Consider the following 16707-nt stretch of genomic DNA (forward strand, 5'->3'; position numbering starts at 1 on the left):
TTAATTGATTTATAGCTTGTTAAAATTTATTGTGTTTTCCCTAAACTTTAACATTTGGCGTTTTTTCGGAAAAAAAATTAATCTATATTTGCCCCGCAAAATTAAAGGCAGTTTTATAACGTATAAAAGTCCTTTAGAAAAATGCTGATTTGAATAAGAAAGTACTAAGAATATCAGTTTTACCAGCAATTGGAGCACTGATTTTTTTAAGCTTTTCCAAAAAAGAAAAAGCAAACAATGCGGTAGATCTGTTCGAAGAATTTAAAGTAGAACTAAATACTACTGATTTGCCGGACTATTTTACGGTTTTACCGGAAATAGAAACCACTGAAAATATTTTTAAGCCCTTGCTTAAAAAAGATTATATCGGATTTAAAGAAGCAGTAGGCTTTAAAGAATCCGGAAACGATTATGGCGTTATCAATCAATTTGGGTATTTAGGAAAATACCAATTTGGTGCCGGCACTTTGCAACTCATCGGAATTTACAATACCAAAGACTTTTTAAACCAACCGGCTTTGCAAGAAGCGGCTTTTTATGCAAATGCTGCACGCAACAAATGGATTTTGCGCCGCGAGATTAAACGATTTGCAAATAAAACAGTTGGGGGCGTTAAAGTAACCGAATCTGGTATTTTGGCAGCCGCACACTTGGCAGGTCCCGGTAGTGTAAAAAAGTTTTTACGAAGCGGTGGCGCGCAAGGTTTTGCAGATGCTTTTGGTACTAGCATTAAGTATTACTTAAAAAGATTTGCAGGTTACGATACATCTATTGTGCCATCTAACCGTAAAGCAAAAGCGGTTACTTTTCTTTCTAAATCTGAATTGTTGTAGGTTTTAAGCACCCTTTTGAAAAATAAAAATACTTGGTCTTTTGTGTAGATCGGGTTTAGATTTTTGCCATTGCGCAACGGTTTTAGTTTGGATAAACTCACTTGGTAAAGTTACTTCACAGCCAATACAAAGCTTGGTTTCCGGATGCAATTGACTTAGTAAAAAATCTAATAATTTATCGTTTCTATACGGCGTTTCTATAAAAATCTGCGCTTGTTGCCTTTCTTGCGACAATCTTTCCAGTTGTTTAACGCTATGCTTTCTTTCTTGTTTATCTATGGGTAAATAGCCGTTAAAAGCAAAATTCTGCCCGTTTAAACCACTACTCATTAGCGTAAGAAAAATAGAGGAAGGACCAACCAAAGGTATAACCCGAATATTTTTTTCGTGGGCAATTTTTACAATTTCGGCACCCGGATCTGCAATTCCGGGGCAACCGGCTTCGCTAAGCAAACCGGTATCTATGCCTTCTAAACAAGGCTCTAAAAAACTTGGCAATTCCGAAGCATCGGTAAATTTATTTAATGCATAAAAATGTAAAGAAGGTTGCGATTTGCCGGGTACAATTTTCTTGATAAACCTACGAGCGGTTTTTTCGTTTTCGGCAATATAATAATCTATTTCTTCAATTTTTTTCTTTACGGAAAGCGGCAAAATCTCTAAAGGAGGTTGGTCTCCCAATAAAGAAGGGATCAAATATAAATTGCCTTTTGAAGAATTGGTGTTTTTTTCCATAACCCGTGCTATTTATGTCACTGTCTAAAAATTAGAAACGCACAAGTTACTAAAAACTTTTGTGCTAGTTGGCTTCTTGGTTGAGTTCTTTGGCTATTACACTGGTAGCTTCGTCTAACATTTGGTAGACGTTTTCAAAACCGTGTTCGCCTCCGTGGTATGGGTCCGGTACGTCCGCGTTTTCGTTTGGAAACAATTTATTTAGAATAATTTCTACCTTTTCTTTAGCTTCCGCGGAAGCAGCCAGTTTTACAACATCTTCATAATTAGAATTATCCATCACATAAATATGATCAAACTCGTTAAAATCTTCTGCAGTAAATTGTCTGCCGCGTTGATCTGTAATATCTAAACCGTAGCGTTTTGCAACGGCTATAGAACGCGGGTCCGGAGAATCGTCTACGTGATAATTGGAAGTGCCGGCAGAGTCTACTTTTACTTTGCTACTATCTACTTTAGCTTTTAAAAGACCTTCTGCCAAAGGCGATCTGCAAATATTTCCTAAACAAACCATTACGACTTTAATCATAATCAAACAATTAATTTTTTATCTAAATCGTCTACAAAGCGTTTAAATTCTTTATCTGTGGTAGTAAGGTTTTTTACCGTTTTGCAAGCGTGCAAAACCGTAGCGTGATCTCTTTTGCCAATTTGCGTGCCAATGCTGGCCAAAGAGGCTTTGGTGAGCTTTTTTGCAAAAAACATAGCTATTTGTCTGGCTTGTACAATGTGACGCTTGCGGGTTTTAGATTGTAGCGTGTCTACATCCATCTGAAAATAATCACTTACCACTTTTTGTATATGATCTATAGAAATTTCTTTCTTAGTGCATTTTACATAGTTTTCTACAATTTTCCGCGCCAGCTCTATCGTAATATCTTTTTTATTGAAAGAAGAATGCGCGATTAACGAGATAATGGCACCTTCTAATTCTCTAATATTGGTTTTTATATTGTTGGCTAGATAATCTATAATCTCTTCCGGCATTTCTACGCCGTCTCTATAAAGTTTGTTGCAAATTATTGAAACCCGGGTTTCAAAATCAGGTTGTTGCAACTCTGCCGAAAGCCCCCATTTAAAACGCGACAAAAGTCTTTGCTCTATATCTTGCATATCTACCGGCGCTTTATCGCTGGTTAAAATTACCTGCTTGCCGTTTTGGTGCAAATGGTTAAAAATATGGAAGAAAACATCTTGCGTACCAGATTTACCAGATAGCAACTGAATATCATCTACAATTAAAACATCTATAATTTGATAAAAATGTATAAAATCGTTACGGTTGTTTTTTCTAACCGATTCTATATGTTGTTGCGTAAATTTTTCTGCAGAAATATATAAAACCGTTTTTTCGGGATATTTATCTTTTATTTCTACCCCAATAGCGTGTGCCAAGTGCGTTTTGCCTAAACCAACCCCACCAAAAATTAATAACGGATTAAAAGATGTACCGCCGGGTTTATTGGCAACGGCTTGTCCCGCAGATCTTGCCAAACGATTGCTGTCTCCTTCTAAAAAATTGTCGAAACTATAGTTCGGGTTTAGCTGCGAGTCTACTTTTACGTTTCGAATTCCCGGAATTATAAAAGGGTTTTTTAACTCGGGGCTTTTATTTTTTAAGGGTACGTTTACCTCTTGCGAAGAAACATTGCTGCGTTGCGAGCTGGGAATCTTTTCCGTAAAGGGTTGTTTATTGCCATAAGTGTTTTCCATTTTTATAACATAAACCAGTTTTGCTTTTTCGCCAAGTTCTTTGGTAAGCGAAACTTTTAGCAATTTTACGTAATGCTCTTCCAGCCATTCATAGAAAAATTTTGACGGTACCTGAATGCTTAAAGCATTATCGGTAAGTTTAACTGCTTTAATAGGTTCAAACCATGTTTTGTAGGCTTGTGGAGTGATATTGTCTTCTATAAATTGTAGACAATTTATCCAAACTGATTCAGCAGTTTTACCCATAATATTTTCCGGATATTTTATTGATTAATTAAAAAACGATACTCAAAAGTCGAGAAGTTTTTACAACCCCGCGCTTTATTTTGACAAAGCAAATATGTGAACAAAAAAGCTAATAAAAAAACCAAAATGCTATTGAATATATCGTTTTTTTTTCCCATACTTAAATTCCCCATAAACATACAAAATCTTATTCATAAAATATTAGAAAAAACCATGAAATATCATACAAGTAAAATAAGAGTGCGTTATGCCGAAACCGATCAAATGGGAGTAGTTCACCACGGGAATTACGCGCAATACCTAGAGTTAGCAAGAATTGAGTGGATGGACCAATTTGGAATATCTTATAAAAGTATGGAAAAAAGTGGTATTATGCTACCGGTTTATGAAATGAATTTTAAATTTAAGAAACCAGCACATTTTGACGATATTTTAAGCATTGAAACCGGTTTACGAGAGGAACCTTCTGTGCGTATAATTTTTGATTATAAAATTAGAAATAAAGAGGGGAAATTATTAACTACTGCAACAACAACTTTGGTTTTTATGGATGCAAAAACCAAGCAGCCAATTTCTTGCCCACAAAATATTTTAAAAGCGATTAATTTTTAGTCTAGAAAAAAATGATAAGAAATTTTAACAATTGTTATACCTAATAGACTTAATTTTTTTTCATCTCAATACTAATTACTCAATACTCAATACTATTTATTCCAACTCTTTAATCTTTACGCCATAAATTCCGTCAAAAATACTAAATATGTCTTCGGCGGTTTTTTCGCGTACGGCAAGAATTATTTTGCAGCGTATTAAAAACTCCTGTTCTATCACTTTTAGTTTTTTTTCTTTTATCACGCGCATTACTTTATTCATATCGGGATAATCAAAAGTCACCTCAAATTCGGTTTTAATGGTTTTGGTAAGGATTTTTGCAGCTTCCAATGCCATTTTTGCCGAAGTTTTATAGGCCGTTATCAAGCCGCCAACGCCCAATTTTGTTCCGCCAAAATAACGTACCACGACTACCAAAACATTGGTAACTTCAAAAGCTTGTAATTGTCCGTAAATTGGCATTCCGGCAGAGTTGGAAGGCTCGCCATCATCGTTGGCGCGATAATGTTCGTAATTTTTACCCAGTTGCCACGCATAACACCAATGTCTGGCTTTGTGGTGTTTGGTTTTTAATTCTTCCAATCGGGCATTAATGTCTTCTTCGGTTGTAACCGGAAAAGCGTAGCCGTAAAATTTGCTTCCTTTTTCTTTAAACAGCGTTTCTTTGCCGGCTTGTAAAATGGTTTTATAAACGTCTTTCTCCAAAATTATCGGGTTGTATAAGCGACTAAAATAATACTTACAACTGCCAGCGCAATACCAATCCAGTTTTTTCTAAGTAATCTTTCCTTAAAAAAAGCAATTCCCAATAAGGTAGAAAGTACCACAATAGCAACGTTGTTGATTACAAATACAACAGAATCGTTGGTGTAGCTTCGTAAAGCCAAAACAAAAAAGTGAATGGAAAAATAGTTGGGAACGCCCAGTAAAATTCCGCCAAGGAGCTCTTTATAGGTAAATTTTATTTTTTTACGTTGGTACTGAATAAATCCGGCAACAACGCCAACACCGGCTGCGCAAACAAATAAAGTCATAGAAAATAAGGCTACATCGGTCTCGGCTACGTAGTTTTGTTCTAAAAATTTAATCAACGTTTCAATTATTCCGCTTCCTAAAAATACGGCTAAAGGAAAAATAAGGTTTTTCCACTCTATTTGAATGCCTTTTTTTGTCTTTATAGAAGCAAGGTAAACGGCAACCAAAGCCAACAAAATCCCAAGTACTTTTAAAACCCCAAGCGACTCTTTATAATATATAATGACAAAAGTAACGGGAATGGCAACGCTCATTTTACTGGCTACCGAAACGACCGATAGTCCGCTGCGCTTGGTAGTTTCGGCCATTAGCCTAAAAACGCTAATAAACATGACGCCTAAAATTATTGCGCCCCAAAGCCAAGATTGCCCAATGGTGTCTTTTATAGAAAACTCACGCTCCAACAGTAAAAATCCTGCAATAAGTGCCGTGAAATAATTGACTATAATAGCGTATAGCGTGTTTATTTTTTTTTGATCTATGATTTTGAACATAACATAAATCAAGCTGGACGATAAAATGCTGAGTAAAAGATATATCAAAATAAATCTGCTTTATGCGAAAACAAATCTACAACATCTTGTTTTGCCGGGTCTATATTCCAAGTGCGAAAACCCAATTTTTTTGCGGCTTCTGTATTGTCTTCAGTGTCGTCTACAAACAAAGTTTCTTCCGGATTTAAATCGTGTCTTCTTGCTACAAATTTATAAATAGCCGGGTCTGGTTTTCTAAAATTAATTTCGTGCGAAAGATAAAAAGCGTCAAAGCAATTCTTAAATTCCGTAAAGTTTTTGATGTTCTTTTTTACCCATTTTATATGTAAATCGTTGGTGTTGCTAAGTAAAATAAGTTGGTATTTCCCCTCTTTTTTTAATTGTTGTAAAAACTCCAATCTATGCTGTGGGAAATCTAATAAAATTGCATTCCAAGCTTGCACAAGCGCAGAATCTTTTTGCTTTGGAAAGTGCTTTTGATAAAACTTTAAAAATTCTTCGGTAGAAAGTTTGCCTACTTCATAAGCTTTGTTGGTTGCCACCATTTCGTTAGAGAAATCGCCTAAGCCAAGTTTTTTTAACTCTTCTAAAGTGGCAGGTTTATCTAAGTTTAGAAAAACGTCACCAAAATCAAAAATTAAGGTTTTTATCATTTTTATAAATATGCAGTTGATTGTTTATAATTTTTTCTTCTCCTATTCTTTTCGCGCTAAAAGTGGGTGCTTTTACGCCATTTTTAAATCGGATATTACCTGTAAAAACGCGTGCTTCGTCCCATAAATTAGCATCGATAAAAGTTTGTAAGGTTTGCTTGCCACCTTCTATAATTACAGATTGTAGTTGATGCTTGTACAAAATTTCACTTATTTGAGTAGCTAAATTATCTTCAAAATTAATAGTTTCTATTTTTATGTTTTCTTTTTTAAGGTTGTCAGGAATTTTCGTTTCCACGGAAGTGAGAATGATAGTTTTTATACTATTATCCAACAAATGCGATTGCTCCGGAATACGAAGGTTTTTGTCTAAAACCAACCGAACCGGATTTTTTCCGTGCCATAAACGCGTGTTTAATTTCGGGTTGTCTTTTACCGCGGTTTGCGTTCCTACCAAAATACTTTGTTCTTGGCTTCGCCATTTATGCACCAATTGTTTGGCATACTTGTTAGAAATCCAGACCGGTTCTCGTTTATCTTGCTGTTTTGGCGCTATAAAGCCGTTTTGGGTTTGTGCCCATTTTAATATAATATAAGGACGCTTTTCTTTATGGAAAGTAAAAAAACGCTTGTTCAGCTCTTGGCATTCTTTTTCCAGGACGCCAACAACCACATCGCAACCGGCTTGCATTAATTTTTTTATGCCGCGGCCGGCAACTTTTACAAACGGGTCTGTGGTGCCAATTACCACTTTTTTTATGCCTTTTTCTATAATCAAATCGCTGCACGGTGGCGTTTTCCCGTAATGGCTGCAAGGTTCTAAACTTACATAAATAGTGGATTCTTTAAGTAATTGGGCGTTTTTTACGGCATTTATGGCGTTTACTTCTGCGTGAGCTTTTCCGGCTTCTTGGTGCCAACCTTCGCCAATTATTTTGTTTTTATGCACGATTACGCTGCCTACCAGCGGATTGGGATAGGTGTTTCCCAAACCGTTTTTGGCCAACTCGATACAGCGTTTTATATATTTTTCTTGTATTTTCACGCTTTAAAAATAGCAAGTTTTTTTACAATGCAAGACATAAATATTCGTTTAATACAGCCGGATGATAATCAGCAAATTGCTCGTGTAATTCGGGAAGTGTTGGTAGAAAGCGGCGCGCCAAAAACCGGTACGGCTTACGAAGATAAAAGTTTAGACCAACTTTTTGAAACCTATCGAAATCCCGGCGAAGCTTATTTTGTAGTAGAAAAAAATCGAGAAATTTTGGGCGGGGCAGGAATCGCGGCTTTAGAAGTAGAAAACGAAAATTATTGTGAGCTGCAAAAAATGTATTTTTTAAAAACTATTCGCGGTTGCGGAATTGGCTCTGCAATGATGCAAAAATGCTTGCAATTTGCCAAAGAAAACGCTTACACCCATTGTTATATAGAAACCTTGCCATATATGAAAGCTGCGCAAAAGTTGTATCAACGCAGCGGTTTTAACTACATAAACCAACGTTTGGGAAATACCGGCCACCACAATTGCGATGTTTGGATGCTAAAAAATTTAAGGGAATAAAAATGACCATAAACCAATTTAAAATAGAATTTTTACAAGCTTTAAAAACCCATTATCCGGCTACCGAAATCGAGTCGTTTTTGTATTGGCTTACCGAAGCTTTTTTAGGTAAAAAACGTTTGGATGTTGCTATAAATCCCGAGTACGAACTTTCTACGGAAGAAGAGCAACAGCTAAAACAGGCTTTAAACCGACTAAAAGATTACGAGCCTATACAATATATCGTGGGCGAAACCGAGTTTTATGGCTTGCCGTTTAAAGTAAATCCTTCGGTTTTAATTCCCAGACCGGAAACCGAAGAATTGGTTGCTTGGATTTTACAAGATTATTCGCAAAGCAATCTTCAGATTTTAGATGTTGGTACCGGCAGCGGTTGCATTCCTGTTAGTTTGGCAAAAAATTTATCCGAAGCCAAAATTACTTCTATAGATATTTCCGCGAAAGCGATAGAAACTGCTAAGCAAAATGCAGCTTTAAACAACGTAAAAATTAAATTTTTAAAGCAAGATATTTTACAAACCGAAAGTTTGGGGCAAGAATACGATGTTATTGTTTCCAATCCGCCATACGTGCGCGAGCTCGAAAAAGCCAAAATGCAACAAAACGTTTTAAAGTTTGAACCGGCCAAAGCTTTGTATGTAAAAGACGAGAATCCTTTGATTTTTTACGAAAAAATCGCAAAATTAGCAATTGTTAATTTACGGAAAAACGGGAGTTTGTATTTTGAAATTAACGAGTTTCTAGCCAAAGATTTAGAAGTTTTAGTAGAGACTATTGGTTTCACTTCCGTGGAAACGAAAAAAGATATTTACGGCAACGACAGAATGCTAAAAGCAAAAATTTAATAGCGAAAGAAATGGAAGAAAAAGCAGAAAAAAACTATATAAAAAGTATTGCTGTTTTTTGCGGAAGCAGCGAAGGCAATAAAAAAGCAATTATAAACCACGCTTTTAAACTGGGCGAAACTTTGGCGAAACAAAATATCGATTTGGTTTTTGGCGGAAGTAAACTTGGTTTGATGGGGCAAGTTGCCGATGGCGCTTTAGAAAACGACGGACTCGTATTTGGGGTTATTCCGGAGTTTTTAAAACGAAAAGAAGTCGTGCACCGCAATTTAACCGAGCTAATCACTACGCAAGATATGCAGCAGCGCAAGCTTAAAATGCACGAAATGAGCGATGGTTTTATTATGATGCCGGGCGGTTTTGGAACCTTGGAAGAGTTTTTTGAAATCTTAACTTGGTCGCAATTAGGCTTACACCAAAAACCAATTGGTTTGCTAAACTGCGAAGGTTATTTTAACGATTTGATTAGCATGATGAACACGATGGTTACGCGTGGTTTCTTAAAAACCGAAAATTTAGAGCTGGTAGTAATTTCGGATGATGTTGACGATTTACTCGAAAAAATGCATTATTTTAAACCCAAACCGCGTCCAAAATGGATAACTAAAGAACAAACCTAATGCGTATAAATCACATACATATTTATAGTCCGAATTTAACGGCGCAATTAGAATTTTATGAAGATGTGATGGAGTTGCCGGTAGTGCATCTTTCGGAAACCAAAATTAAAATAACAATAGGATTTTCTGAATTGCTTATAGAAGAAAACCGCGATGCTACGCCTTATCATATTGCTTTTCATATTCCGCCAAAGCAAGAAGAAAAAGCTTTAAGCTGGTTAAAAAAACGTGTAGAAATTCAGGGTTTTAAAGGCGATGAAATTATAGATTTTAGCAGTTGGAATGCAAAATCCATTTATTTTTACGATCAGGATAAAAACATTTTAGAATTTATTGGTCGGGAAGATTATTTTCAAAAAAGCGAACTTGAATTTTCTTCCAAAAGCATTTTGGGTATTGCTGAAGTTGGCTTGGCAACCAATAATGTAGCGGAAAAGCATGAGAATTTGACCAAAGATTTTCCGTTAAGAAAATACAGCGGCAACTTAGAAGAATTTTGCCCAATTGGCGATGACGAAGGCTTGCTAATTGTGATAGATGTAGATAAAAAAGATTGGTTTCCTACCAACGATAAAGCCTATGCTTCGCCTTTTGAAATTAGCTTTACGGAAGAAAAAAAGCAATATAAATTCAGCTTTAGCAACAATAAAATAACAAAACTTTCTCTCTAATTTTTGTATATGGATATCGAAAAAAAAATTAACCAATTACGTTTAGAATTACAGCAGCACAATTATAATTATTACGTATTGGACAAACCCGAAGTAAGCGATTATAAGTTTGATATGCTGTTGGAAGAGTTGCAGGAATTAGAAGAAAAACATCCGGAGTTTAAAGATCCTAATTCGCCTACACAACGGGTTGGGGGAGAGGTAACCAAAAATTTTAAAACCGTACAACACGATTACAGAATGTACTCGCTTTCTAACTCTTATTCTAAAGAAGAGATGGAAGAATGGGAAGTGCGTGTAAAAAAACTGGCAGATGGCGAGGTAGAATATACATGTGAGCTTAAATACGATGGTGCGTCTATAAGCCTAACTTACGAAAATGGCGAATTATTACGCGCTGTAACCCGCGGAGATGGTATACAAGGCGATGAGGTAACGGCCAATATAAAAACCATAAAATCTGTTCCTTTAAAATTAAAAGGAGACTATCCACAACGATTTGATATTCGGGGCGAAATTGTTTTGCCGTACGAGGGTTTTGCAAAAATGAATGCAGAGCGCGTAGAACAAGGCGAAGAACCTTATGCGAATCCGCGTAATACGGCTTCCGGCAGTTTAAAATTGCAAGACAGCGCAGAAGTAGCCAAACGCCCTTTAGAGTGTTTGTTGTATAGCATTGTTGGCGAAAATTTATCTTTTAAAACCCAATACGAAGGTTTGCAAAAAGCGCGCGAATGGGGTTTTAAAGTTCCTAAAGAAGCAGAATTGGCAAAAAGCACCGATGAGGTAATGAATTTTATTAATTATTGGGACGAGAATAGGCATGATTTACCGTACGAAACCGATGGCGTGGTAATAAAAGTCAATAATCTGCGCCAACAAGAAGAATTAGGTTTTACGGCAAAATCGCCACGTTGGGCAATGGCCTATAAATTTAAAGCAGAACAAGCCGAAACGCTTTTAGAAAGCATAACCTACCAAGTAGGAAGAACGGGCGCCATTACTCCGGTTGCTAATTTGAAAGCAGTACAATTGGCGGGCACTACTGTAAAACGTGCTTCTTTGCACAATGCAGATCAAATTGAGAAATTAGATATTCGGGAAGGCGATAAGGTTTTTGTAGAAAAAGGGGGAGAGATTATTCCTAAAATTGTTGGCGTAAATTTTAAAGAACGCGATCCCGATTCAAAACCAACCCAGTATATACAAAACTGTCCGGAATGCGGTACAGAATTGGTTAGGGAAGATGGCGAGGCTTTACATTATTGTTTAAATGCAGCCGGTTGTCCGCCGCAAGTGGTTGGCCGTATTCAACATTTTATTTCGCGTAAAGCGATGGATATTGAAGGCCTTGGCGGCGAAACCGTAGCGCTTTTGGTACGCGAGAACTTAATAGAAAACTATGCTGATTTATACGAATTAAAAAAGGAGCAAATTTTACCCTTAGAGCGAATGGCAGAAAAATCTGCCGAAAATTTAATTGCTGGTATAGAAGCTTCTAAAACAGTTCCGTATGAGCGAGTTTTATTTGCTTTGGGCATTCGGTTTGTGGGCGAAACGGTTGCCAAAACTTTGGCCAAGCGTTTTACCAGTATTACAGCTTTAGAAAATGCAAGCCAAGAAGAATTGGAAAACGTAAACGAAATTGGTGTGCGCATTGCCGAAAGCGTAGTAGATTTTTTTGGAATAGAAAAGAACAGAAATCTAATTGAGCGTTTGAAAAATTACGGTTTGCAATTAGAACTTTCGGAAGAAGATTTAGAAGGGAAATCAGATAAATTGCAAGGCAAAACCTTTGTGATTTCGGGTGTTTTTGAAAAAGTCTCTAGAAAAGAGCTTAAAAAATTAATAGAGGACAACGGCGGAAAAGTAACCGGCTCTATTTCTGGCAATACAGATTATTTGGTAGCCGGCGAAAATATGGGACCAAGCAAATTGACCAAAGCAGAAAAACTGGGTACTAAAATTATTTCGGAAAATGAATTTTTGGATATGGTTTAGGTTCTGACTTGTAAAAATCGAGGAGTTGGTATTTTAGGAAATAACTTATTTATACGAAAGTTAACAAAGAAATAAAAAAGTTAAATTATTGTAAATTTTTTTAATAAATATTTAGGTTTAGTAGGTTTAATTGGTTTAAAACTTCTTATTATGATGTTAAAGAGATCTTTTTTAGTTTTATTATGATTTTTGTTAGCTTGAATTTCGCTTGTGAAAGTAATGAATTATTGGAGGATGCTGAGAAAGTACAAGAACAAAATGCGAAAGAAGAATTTTCTAAAGTTTTTAAAGTTTGGAATCAGTATATATTTAACCAAAATATTAATTCGGTAAAAGAAAGTGATTCAAATAAAAAAAGCTTCTTAATAACAAGAGATTATTCCATAAGGTTTTTATCAAAGAAAGGCTTTAGTGTAAATGAATTAAATCAATTTAGTAATGAACAGTTATTTTTGAAAGCTATTGATGAACACTCTAAATAAATCAACAAATAAAAATTATGAAAAAATATCTTCTTTATTTAGGTCTATTATCTTGTACTCAATTGTTTGCTCAGAAAAGTTTGAAAGTAGTTAATAATACAGGTGAGAACATTAATATTTTTCTTTTTGCCAGTGGCAATCAACCTGCTTTTGGTTGTATTGGTTGTGACAATGATTTGGAATCGGATGTTTTTACGATAGAGCCCGGCACAACTGATTATCAAGCTTTTTCAGATGTGCCAAGCGGAGTTCAGTATATTGGTGTTAGTCCATGTACTCACAACTCGCCTTGCAATGGTGTGCAAAGTGATGTTATTTGCGGTAATCCTCAATGGCAAATGATTGGTTTTTCTTACCCTGTGGTAGTAGTGGATGTTGCTTAAGTCGAATAGGTAGCGACGAATGTGGTTACTCTACAAGTTTTTCCCAAGGTAGTTTTACAGCTACTTGGACAACCGTTTCTTCTTCAGATATCTTAGTTGTTTTCGACTTATAAATTTCTATTTTGTCATGAACTTAAAAATAAAAATTTTCTTATTATTATTGTTGTTTAGTCAATTTTTATTGGCGCAAACGGCAGACGATTATGTAAGGGAGTGGGGAACTTATTTTCCCGATCCAAGAGATTCTGCTTTAGACGAAAATAATAATTTATGGGTTGTTGGGGGCATACACTCTAATAATTACACTGTTTTTTCCAGTTTAATTAGTGCTAATGCGCATCAAGAAAATTATAACGGTGAGAAAGAAATTTATCTTGCTAAAATTTCTAGTGATGGTTCATTAATGTATGCTACTTATTTTGGAGGAGTTAAAAATGATATACCTTATGGTATTGAAGTGAAAAACAACTATGTATATATAGTTGGAAGCACAAAAAGTACCAGTAATATTGCTACTGCAAATGGTTATGATACAGTCTTAGATCAAAATTATGCCCCCGATGGTACAGAGTGGCAAAAAACAGCTGGTTTCTTGGCCAAATTTGACACCCAAGGAGCGTTGGTTTGGAGTACATATATTCAAGGAGATATTTTTACAGAGGCTATTTATAGCGTTGCGATAAATGATAATGATGATATTCACCTTTGGGGGAGCACCAAAAGTACTAATTTGGCAACCGAGAATTCATTTAGGCAAACTATTCCGGGACCTTATTTGGAAGAAACAACTAACACCTATAAATCTGATAGTTTTCCTTTTATGATGAAAATGAATTCTTCCGGTCAAATAGAATGGAGTACGTATTATGGTCCGGATGATGCAACTGTTTTTCCAGAAGGTGGTATTGTCGTAGATAACTTAGATAATGTGTACGTGTGTGGAAGAACGGATGATACTGTAAGCTATTATGGCACAACAGGTATACACCAAACCCAAAGTGGAGGAGGTACAGATACATTTTTCAGTAAATTTTCGGCTACGGGTAATAGGATTTGGAGTACTTACTACGGTGGAAACGGTTCTGAAGTTGCACCGTTCATACATATTGGCAGAAACGGATCTTTTTATATTACCGGTTTGACAACAAGTGCAAATAATATTGCTACTAATGGTGTATTTCAGGAAAATTTAATAAATCCTTTAGCAAATTATTTAGCCATGTTTAATAACAATGGTCAGCGTCTTTGGGGGTCGTATTTTAATATAGGCTCAAATGGTGGTGGTTTTGCCACTCCTTGTTTTGTAGATACTGAAGGCGAAATTTTATTAAGTGGTCGGACTTCTTCTACAACTAACACAGCGACCGAAGGAAGCTGGCAGGAGAATTTTGGAGGCGGTAGTACCGATGCTTATGTGGTAAAGTTTAATTACGATGGCAGTGATGTGCTATGGGGAACTTATTTTGGCGGAACCGGCTTAGAATTTCCTTTTCACGGTGGTATGCAACTTACTACAAATGACCAATTTTATATATGTGGTATGACTACTAGTTATAATGCAGAGGCAATTGCAACCGAAAATGCTATAGAAACTAACGGATCTATTGGTGCGGGTTTATATTCAGGATATTTAGCAAAATTCGTGCAATCTAGTGATCTCTCGTTTCTTGACCTAAACTCAGCCCAAATAAAAATATGGCCTAATCCAGTTTCTTCTGTTCTAATTGTTGAAGGCTTGGAAGGTTATAATTCGTTCTATATAGAAATTTATGATTTTCAAGGTAAGTTAATTTTAGAAAAAATCAATAGTAATATAGTAAATGTAGAAAGTCTTGCAACGGGTGAATATTTTTTAAGAATTAACTCAAAAACTATGCAGAAAAACCTGCCATTTATAGTCAGATAATTTGTTTAAGAAATATTTCTCTCAAGATCTGATATTTACCGGAGCAAAGATAGGTTAAAGCATTTGAAGAAGATAATTTAAGCACTGCTACCAATAACCACGACGGTATTACGAGTAAATTTGCAGAAGTAAAATAAACTCCTTTTTCCTAAAACCTATTACCCAATAAAACCCAATTACACCAGAATAGTAGCGCCTTTACCGCTAACGTTATTTTTATCGTCTAAATAGAAATCTATACGACCTAAATTAATACCTGCCCAACCTACTTGGTTTACCAGTACATTTTTGTCTTCGGCATTTTTTGTAATGGTGGGTTTTTCTAAAAAAGTATGCGTATGTCCGCCAATAATCAAATCTATATTTTTGGTTTGTTTGGCAAGCTTTAAATCGTCTATTTTATCGTGTTCGTAATGGTAGCCAAGGTGCGAAAGACAAATTACCAAATCGCAATTTTCTTCTTCTTTTAAACGCTTTACAATGTCTTGACTTACCCCAACCGGATCTTGATAAACGGTTTCTTTATACATTTTTTTGTTAACCAAACCTTTCAATTGAATGCCAAGTCCAAAAACCCCAATTTTTACGCCTGCTTTTTCAAACACCTGGTAAGGCTTTATTTGTCCGTCGAGAACCGTATCCGAGAAATCATAATTACTGCTAAGCATACTAAATTTAGCATTGGGCAATTGCGCGTTTAAACCATCTATGCCATTGTCAAAATCGTGGTTGCCAATGGTGGCGGCATCGTAACCAAGTTTGCTCATTAATTTAAACTCCAATTCGCCTCCGTAGAAATTAAAAAACGGTGTTCCCTGAAAAATATCGCCGGCATCTAAAAGTAAAGTATCAGGGTTTTCTTTACGGATTTTTTCTATAAGCGTATAACGTTTTGCCACGCCACCAACGCCCGGATAATCTGCGTTAGATTTAGAAAAAGGCTCGATATGGCTGTGCACATCGTTGGTGTGCAAAATAGTAATGTGTTTTTTACTATTGGCTATAAAACTACTGTTTAAAAGCGCAGTACCGCCCAAACCGGTTAACAAACCCGCAGCAGCTGTTTTCTGTATAAAATCTCTTCTTTTCATAGCTTATTCTTGAATAAAACGTTGGTCGCGCACCGGATTTATGGTATCGTGTTTTTTAAAATAGTCAATAAAAATATTGCGTAATTTATAGTCTAAATAAGTCTGACTTTCACGTTTGCCAAAGAAATACATTCGGTCGCCGCCTTCCATCAAATAATCGTTGGTAGCAATGTAGTAGGTTGTGTCGGGTTCAATTTTTTTTCCTTGAATACTGGCAGATTTTATAGCACCGTTTTTATCTAAAGTAAGCTGCATCCCGGCAATTGGGTGCGCAATTTGATTTTTGGCCAGATAAACAAACATTTTTTGAACTTGCGTGCCTTTTAAACCAATTATAACTGCTTCGTTTTCAAACGGCATAATATTAAAACCGGTTTTGGTGGTAATATCTCCTTTGCTAATTATAGAACGAATCCCGCCGTGATTCAGTAAAACGCCATCTATCGTATTGCCTGTACGTTTTTTAAAAATTGGGTTAGCCATTTCTAAAACGGCATCTGCCATCATATTACCAATTGCGGTATTATATTTTCCGTCTTCTTTAGAAAGCGTTGTTGGCGTGTAAGACAAAACCGTGTTCATTTCTTCTTCAATACGGTTTTTATAAGGCTCGATAAAGTTTTTTATAGAGTCGTTTTCTTTAATAGAAGCTTCTATGCGCAGTTGCTTTCCTTCTATTTTAGATACTTCCAGTTCTTCTTTTTCTTCTTTGCACGAATTGATGAGTAAAAGCGTTACACTGAAAATAACAAAAAGTGTGCGTTTCATATTTTTATAAAAAATTATGCTGCAAAGATAATTAGAATTACCTATTTATAGCTTC

19 protein-coding genes are annotated in these 16707 nt (G+C 35.9%); 10 read left to right on the forward strand and 9 right to left on the reverse strand.

What is annotated here, in order from left to right; translation table 11 throughout:
- Nucleotides 1-149 precede the first annotated feature (149 nt).
- Nucleotides 150-833, forward strand: a complete 684-nt coding sequence (locus FKR84_RS05380; protein ID WP_141421273.1) for a histidinol dehydrogenase — start codon at nt 150-152, stop codon at nt 831-833.
- 3 nt (nt 834-836) lie between these two features.
- Here the strand turns inward: FKR84_RS05380 and FKR84_RS05385 are convergent, their stop codons facing one another.
- From FKR84_RS05385 to dnaA, 3 genes are all read right to left on the reverse strand, one after another.
- Nucleotides 837-1568, reverse strand: a complete 732-nt coding sequence (locus FKR84_RS05385; protein WP_141421274.1) for an SAM-dependent methyltransferase — start codon at nt 1566-1568, stop codon at nt 837-839.
- 64 nt (nt 1569-1632) lie between these two features.
- Entirely contained in the window at nt 1633-2097 is a 465-nt protein-coding gene (locus tag FKR84_RS05390) for a low molecular weight protein-tyrosine-phosphatase (protein ID WP_141421275.1), read from the reverse strand.
- A gap of 2 nt (nt 2098-2099) precedes the next feature.
- Complete coding sequence (dnaA, locus tag FKR84_RS05395) at nt 2100-3527, reverse strand: chromosomal replication initiator protein DnaA (RefSeq protein WP_141421276.1); 1428 nt, start codon at nt 3525-3527, stop codon at nt 2100-2102.
- A gap of 213 nt (nt 3528-3740) precedes the next feature.
- Here dnaA and FKR84_RS05400 point away from each other — a divergent pair, with 213 nt between their 5' ends.
- The gene (locus tag FKR84_RS05400; RefSeq protein ID WP_141421277.1) at nt 3741-4139 is read left to right on the forward strand and encodes an acyl-CoA thioesterase; all 399 of its coding nucleotides are present in this window, start codon (nt 3741-3743) and stop codon (nt 4137-4139) included.
- A gap of 96 nt (nt 4140-4235) precedes the next feature.
- Here FKR84_RS05400 and FKR84_RS05405 read toward each other — a convergent pair whose 3' ends face one another.
- The 4 genes from FKR84_RS05405 to ribD are packed head-to-tail and all read right to left on the reverse strand — an operon-like array spanning nt 4236 to nt 7366.
- Nucleotides 4236-4847: an IMPACT family protein gene (locus FKR84_RS05405; RefSeq protein ID WP_233357683.1), complete on the reverse strand. Its 612-nt coding sequence runs from the start codon at nt 4845-4847 to the stop codon at nt 4236-4238.
- Nucleotides 4847-5716 carry an EamA family transporter gene (locus FKR84_RS05410; protein ID WP_141421279.1) on the reverse strand — a complete coding sequence of 290 codons (870 nt, stop codon included), beginning with the start codon at nt 5714-5716 and terminating at the stop codon, nt 4847-4849. Before FKR84_RS05410 ends, FKR84_RS05405 begins: the two co-directional genes overlap by 1 nt.
- Nucleotides 5713-6321: an HAD family hydrolase gene (locus tag FKR84_RS05415; RefSeq protein ID WP_141421280.1), complete on the reverse strand. Its 609-nt coding sequence runs from the start codon at nt 6319-6321 to the stop codon at nt 5713-5715. The genes FKR84_RS05410 and FKR84_RS05415 overlap by 4 nt, the downstream gene beginning before the upstream one ends.
- A complete protein-coding gene (gene ribD, locus FKR84_RS05420; RefSeq protein ID WP_141421281.1) occupies nt 6299-7366 on the reverse strand; it encodes a bifunctional diaminohydroxyphosphoribosylaminopyrimidine deaminase/5-amino-6-(5-phosphoribosylamino)uracil reductase RibD in 1068 nt (355 codons plus the stop codon). The genes FKR84_RS05415 and ribD overlap by 23 nt, the downstream gene beginning before the upstream one ends.
- Nucleotides 7367-7393: 27 nt before the next feature.
- On the opposite strand from ribD, the gene FKR84_RS05425 reads away from it, so the two are divergent.
- The 8 genes from FKR84_RS05425 (at nt 7394) to FKR84_RS05460 (ending at nt 14793) form a co-directional block, all read left to right on the forward strand.
- Entirely contained in the window at nt 7394-7885 is a 492-nt protein-coding gene (locus FKR84_RS05425; RefSeq protein ID WP_141421282.1) for a GNAT family N-acetyltransferase, read from the forward strand.
- A gap of 2 nt (nt 7886-7887) precedes the next feature.
- The gene (gene prmC, locus FKR84_RS05430) at nt 7888-8730 is read left to right on the forward strand and encodes a peptide chain release factor N(5)-glutamine methyltransferase (protein ID WP_141421283.1); all 843 of its coding nucleotides are present in this window, start codon (nt 7888-7890) and stop codon (nt 8728-8730) included.
- Nucleotides 8731-8741: 11 nt separating this feature from the next.
- Complete coding sequence (locus tag FKR84_RS05435) at nt 8742-9350, forward strand: LOG family protein (RefSeq protein ID WP_141421284.1); 609 nt, start codon at nt 8742-8744, stop codon at nt 9348-9350.
- Nucleotides 9350-10021 (forward strand): VOC family protein, encoded by a 672-nt coding sequence (locus FKR84_RS05440; protein ID WP_141421285.1) that lies wholly within the window; start codon nt 9350-9352, stop codon nt 10019-10021. Before FKR84_RS05435 ends, FKR84_RS05440 begins: the two co-directional genes overlap by 1 nt.
- A gap of 9 nt (nt 10022-10030) precedes the next feature.
- Complete coding sequence (ligA, locus tag FKR84_RS05445) at nt 10031-12022, forward strand: NAD-dependent DNA ligase LigA (RefSeq protein WP_141421286.1); 1992 nt, start codon at nt 10031-10033, stop codon at nt 12020-12022.
- Nucleotides 12023-12249: 227 nt separating this feature from the next.
- The gene (locus tag FKR84_RS05450; protein ID WP_141421287.1) at nt 12250-12504 is read left to right on the forward strand and encodes a hypothetical protein; all 255 of its coding nucleotides are present in this window, start codon (nt 12250-12252) and stop codon (nt 12502-12504) included.
- Nucleotides 12505-12521: 17 nt separating this feature from the next.
- Entirely contained in the window at nt 12522-12887 is a 366-nt protein-coding gene (locus tag FKR84_RS05455; protein ID WP_141421288.1) for a hypothetical protein, read from the forward strand.
- A gap of 127 nt (nt 12888-13014) precedes the next feature.
- Nucleotides 13015-14793, forward strand: a complete 1779-nt coding sequence (locus FKR84_RS05460; RefSeq protein ID WP_141421289.1) for a T9SS type A sorting domain-containing protein — start codon at nt 13015-13017, stop codon at nt 14791-14793.
- 176 nt (nt 14794-14969) lie between these two features.
- On the opposite strand, the gene FKR84_RS05465 is transcribed toward FKR84_RS05460, so the two are convergent.
- Together FKR84_RS05465 and FKR84_RS05470 are read right to left on the reverse strand one after the other, a co-directional pair.
- Nucleotides 14970-15884: a metallophosphoesterase gene (locus tag FKR84_RS05465; RefSeq protein ID WP_141421290.1), complete on the reverse strand. Its 915-nt coding sequence runs from the start codon at nt 15882-15884 to the stop codon at nt 14970-14972.
- 3 nt (nt 15885-15887) lie between these two features.
- Nucleotides 15888-16652, reverse strand: a complete 765-nt coding sequence (locus tag FKR84_RS05470) for a 5'-nucleotidase C-terminal domain-containing protein (protein WP_141421291.1) — start codon at nt 16650-16652, stop codon at nt 15888-15890.
- Nucleotides 16653-16707 lie beyond the last annotated feature (55 nt).

Source organism: Haloflavibacter putidus, from assembly GCF_006546625.1.
In the GTDB taxonomy this organism is placed as follows: Bacteria; Bacteroidota; Bacteroidia; order Flavobacteriales; family Flavobacteriaceae; genus Mesonia; species Mesonia putida.

Coding starts and splice junctions, on each gene's coding strand:
- FKR84_RS05415 (WP_141421280.1), bottom strand. CDS start 6,321: ATGATAAAAACCTTAATTTTTGATTTTGGTGACGTTTTTCTAAACTTA.
- FKR84_RS05455 (WP_141421288.1), top strand. CDS start 12,522: ATGAAAAAATATCTTCTTTATTTAGGTCTATTATCTTGTACTCAATTG.
- FKR84_RS05440 (WP_141421285.1), top strand. CDS start 9,350: ATGCGTATAAATCACATACATATTTATAGTCCGAATTTAACGGCGCAA.
- FKR84_RS05385 (WP_141421274.1), bottom strand. CDS start 1,568: ATGGAAAAAAACACCAATTCTTCAAAAGGCAATTTATATTTGATCCCT.
- ligA (WP_141421286.1), top strand. CDS start 10,031: ATGGATATCGAAAAAAAAATTAACCAATTACGTTTAGAATTACAGCAG.
- dnaA (WP_141421276.1), bottom strand. CDS start 3,527: ATGGGTAAAACTGCTGAATCAGTTTGGATAAATTGTCTACAATTTATA.
- FKR84_RS05390 (WP_141421275.1), bottom strand. CDS start 2,097: ATGATTAAAGTCGTAATGGTTTGTTTAGGAAATATTTGCAGATCGCCT.
- FKR84_RS05400 (WP_141421277.1), top strand. CDS start 3,741: ATGAAATATCATACAAGTAAAATAAGAGTGCGTTATGCCGAAACCGAT.
- FKR84_RS05465 (WP_141421290.1), bottom strand. CDS start 15,884: ATGAAAAGAAGAGATTTTATACAGAAAACAGCTGCTGCGGGTTTGTTA.
- FKR84_RS05425 (WP_141421282.1), top strand. CDS start 7,394: ATGCAAGACATAAATATTCGTTTAATACAGCCGGATGATAATCAGCAA.
- prmC (WP_141421283.1), top strand. CDS start 7,888: ATGACCATAAACCAATTTAAAATAGAATTTTTACAAGCTTTAAAAACC.
- FKR84_RS05470 (WP_141421291.1), bottom strand. CDS start 16,652: ATGAAACGCACACTTTTTGTTATTTTCAGTGTAACGCTTTTACTCATC.
- FKR84_RS05435 (WP_141421284.1), top strand. CDS start 8,742: ATGGAAGAAAAAGCAGAAAAAAACTATATAAAAAGTATTGCTGTTTTT.
- FKR84_RS05460 (WP_141421289.1), top strand. CDS start 13,015: ATGAACTTAAAAATAAAAATTTTCTTATTATTATTGTTGTTTAGTCAA.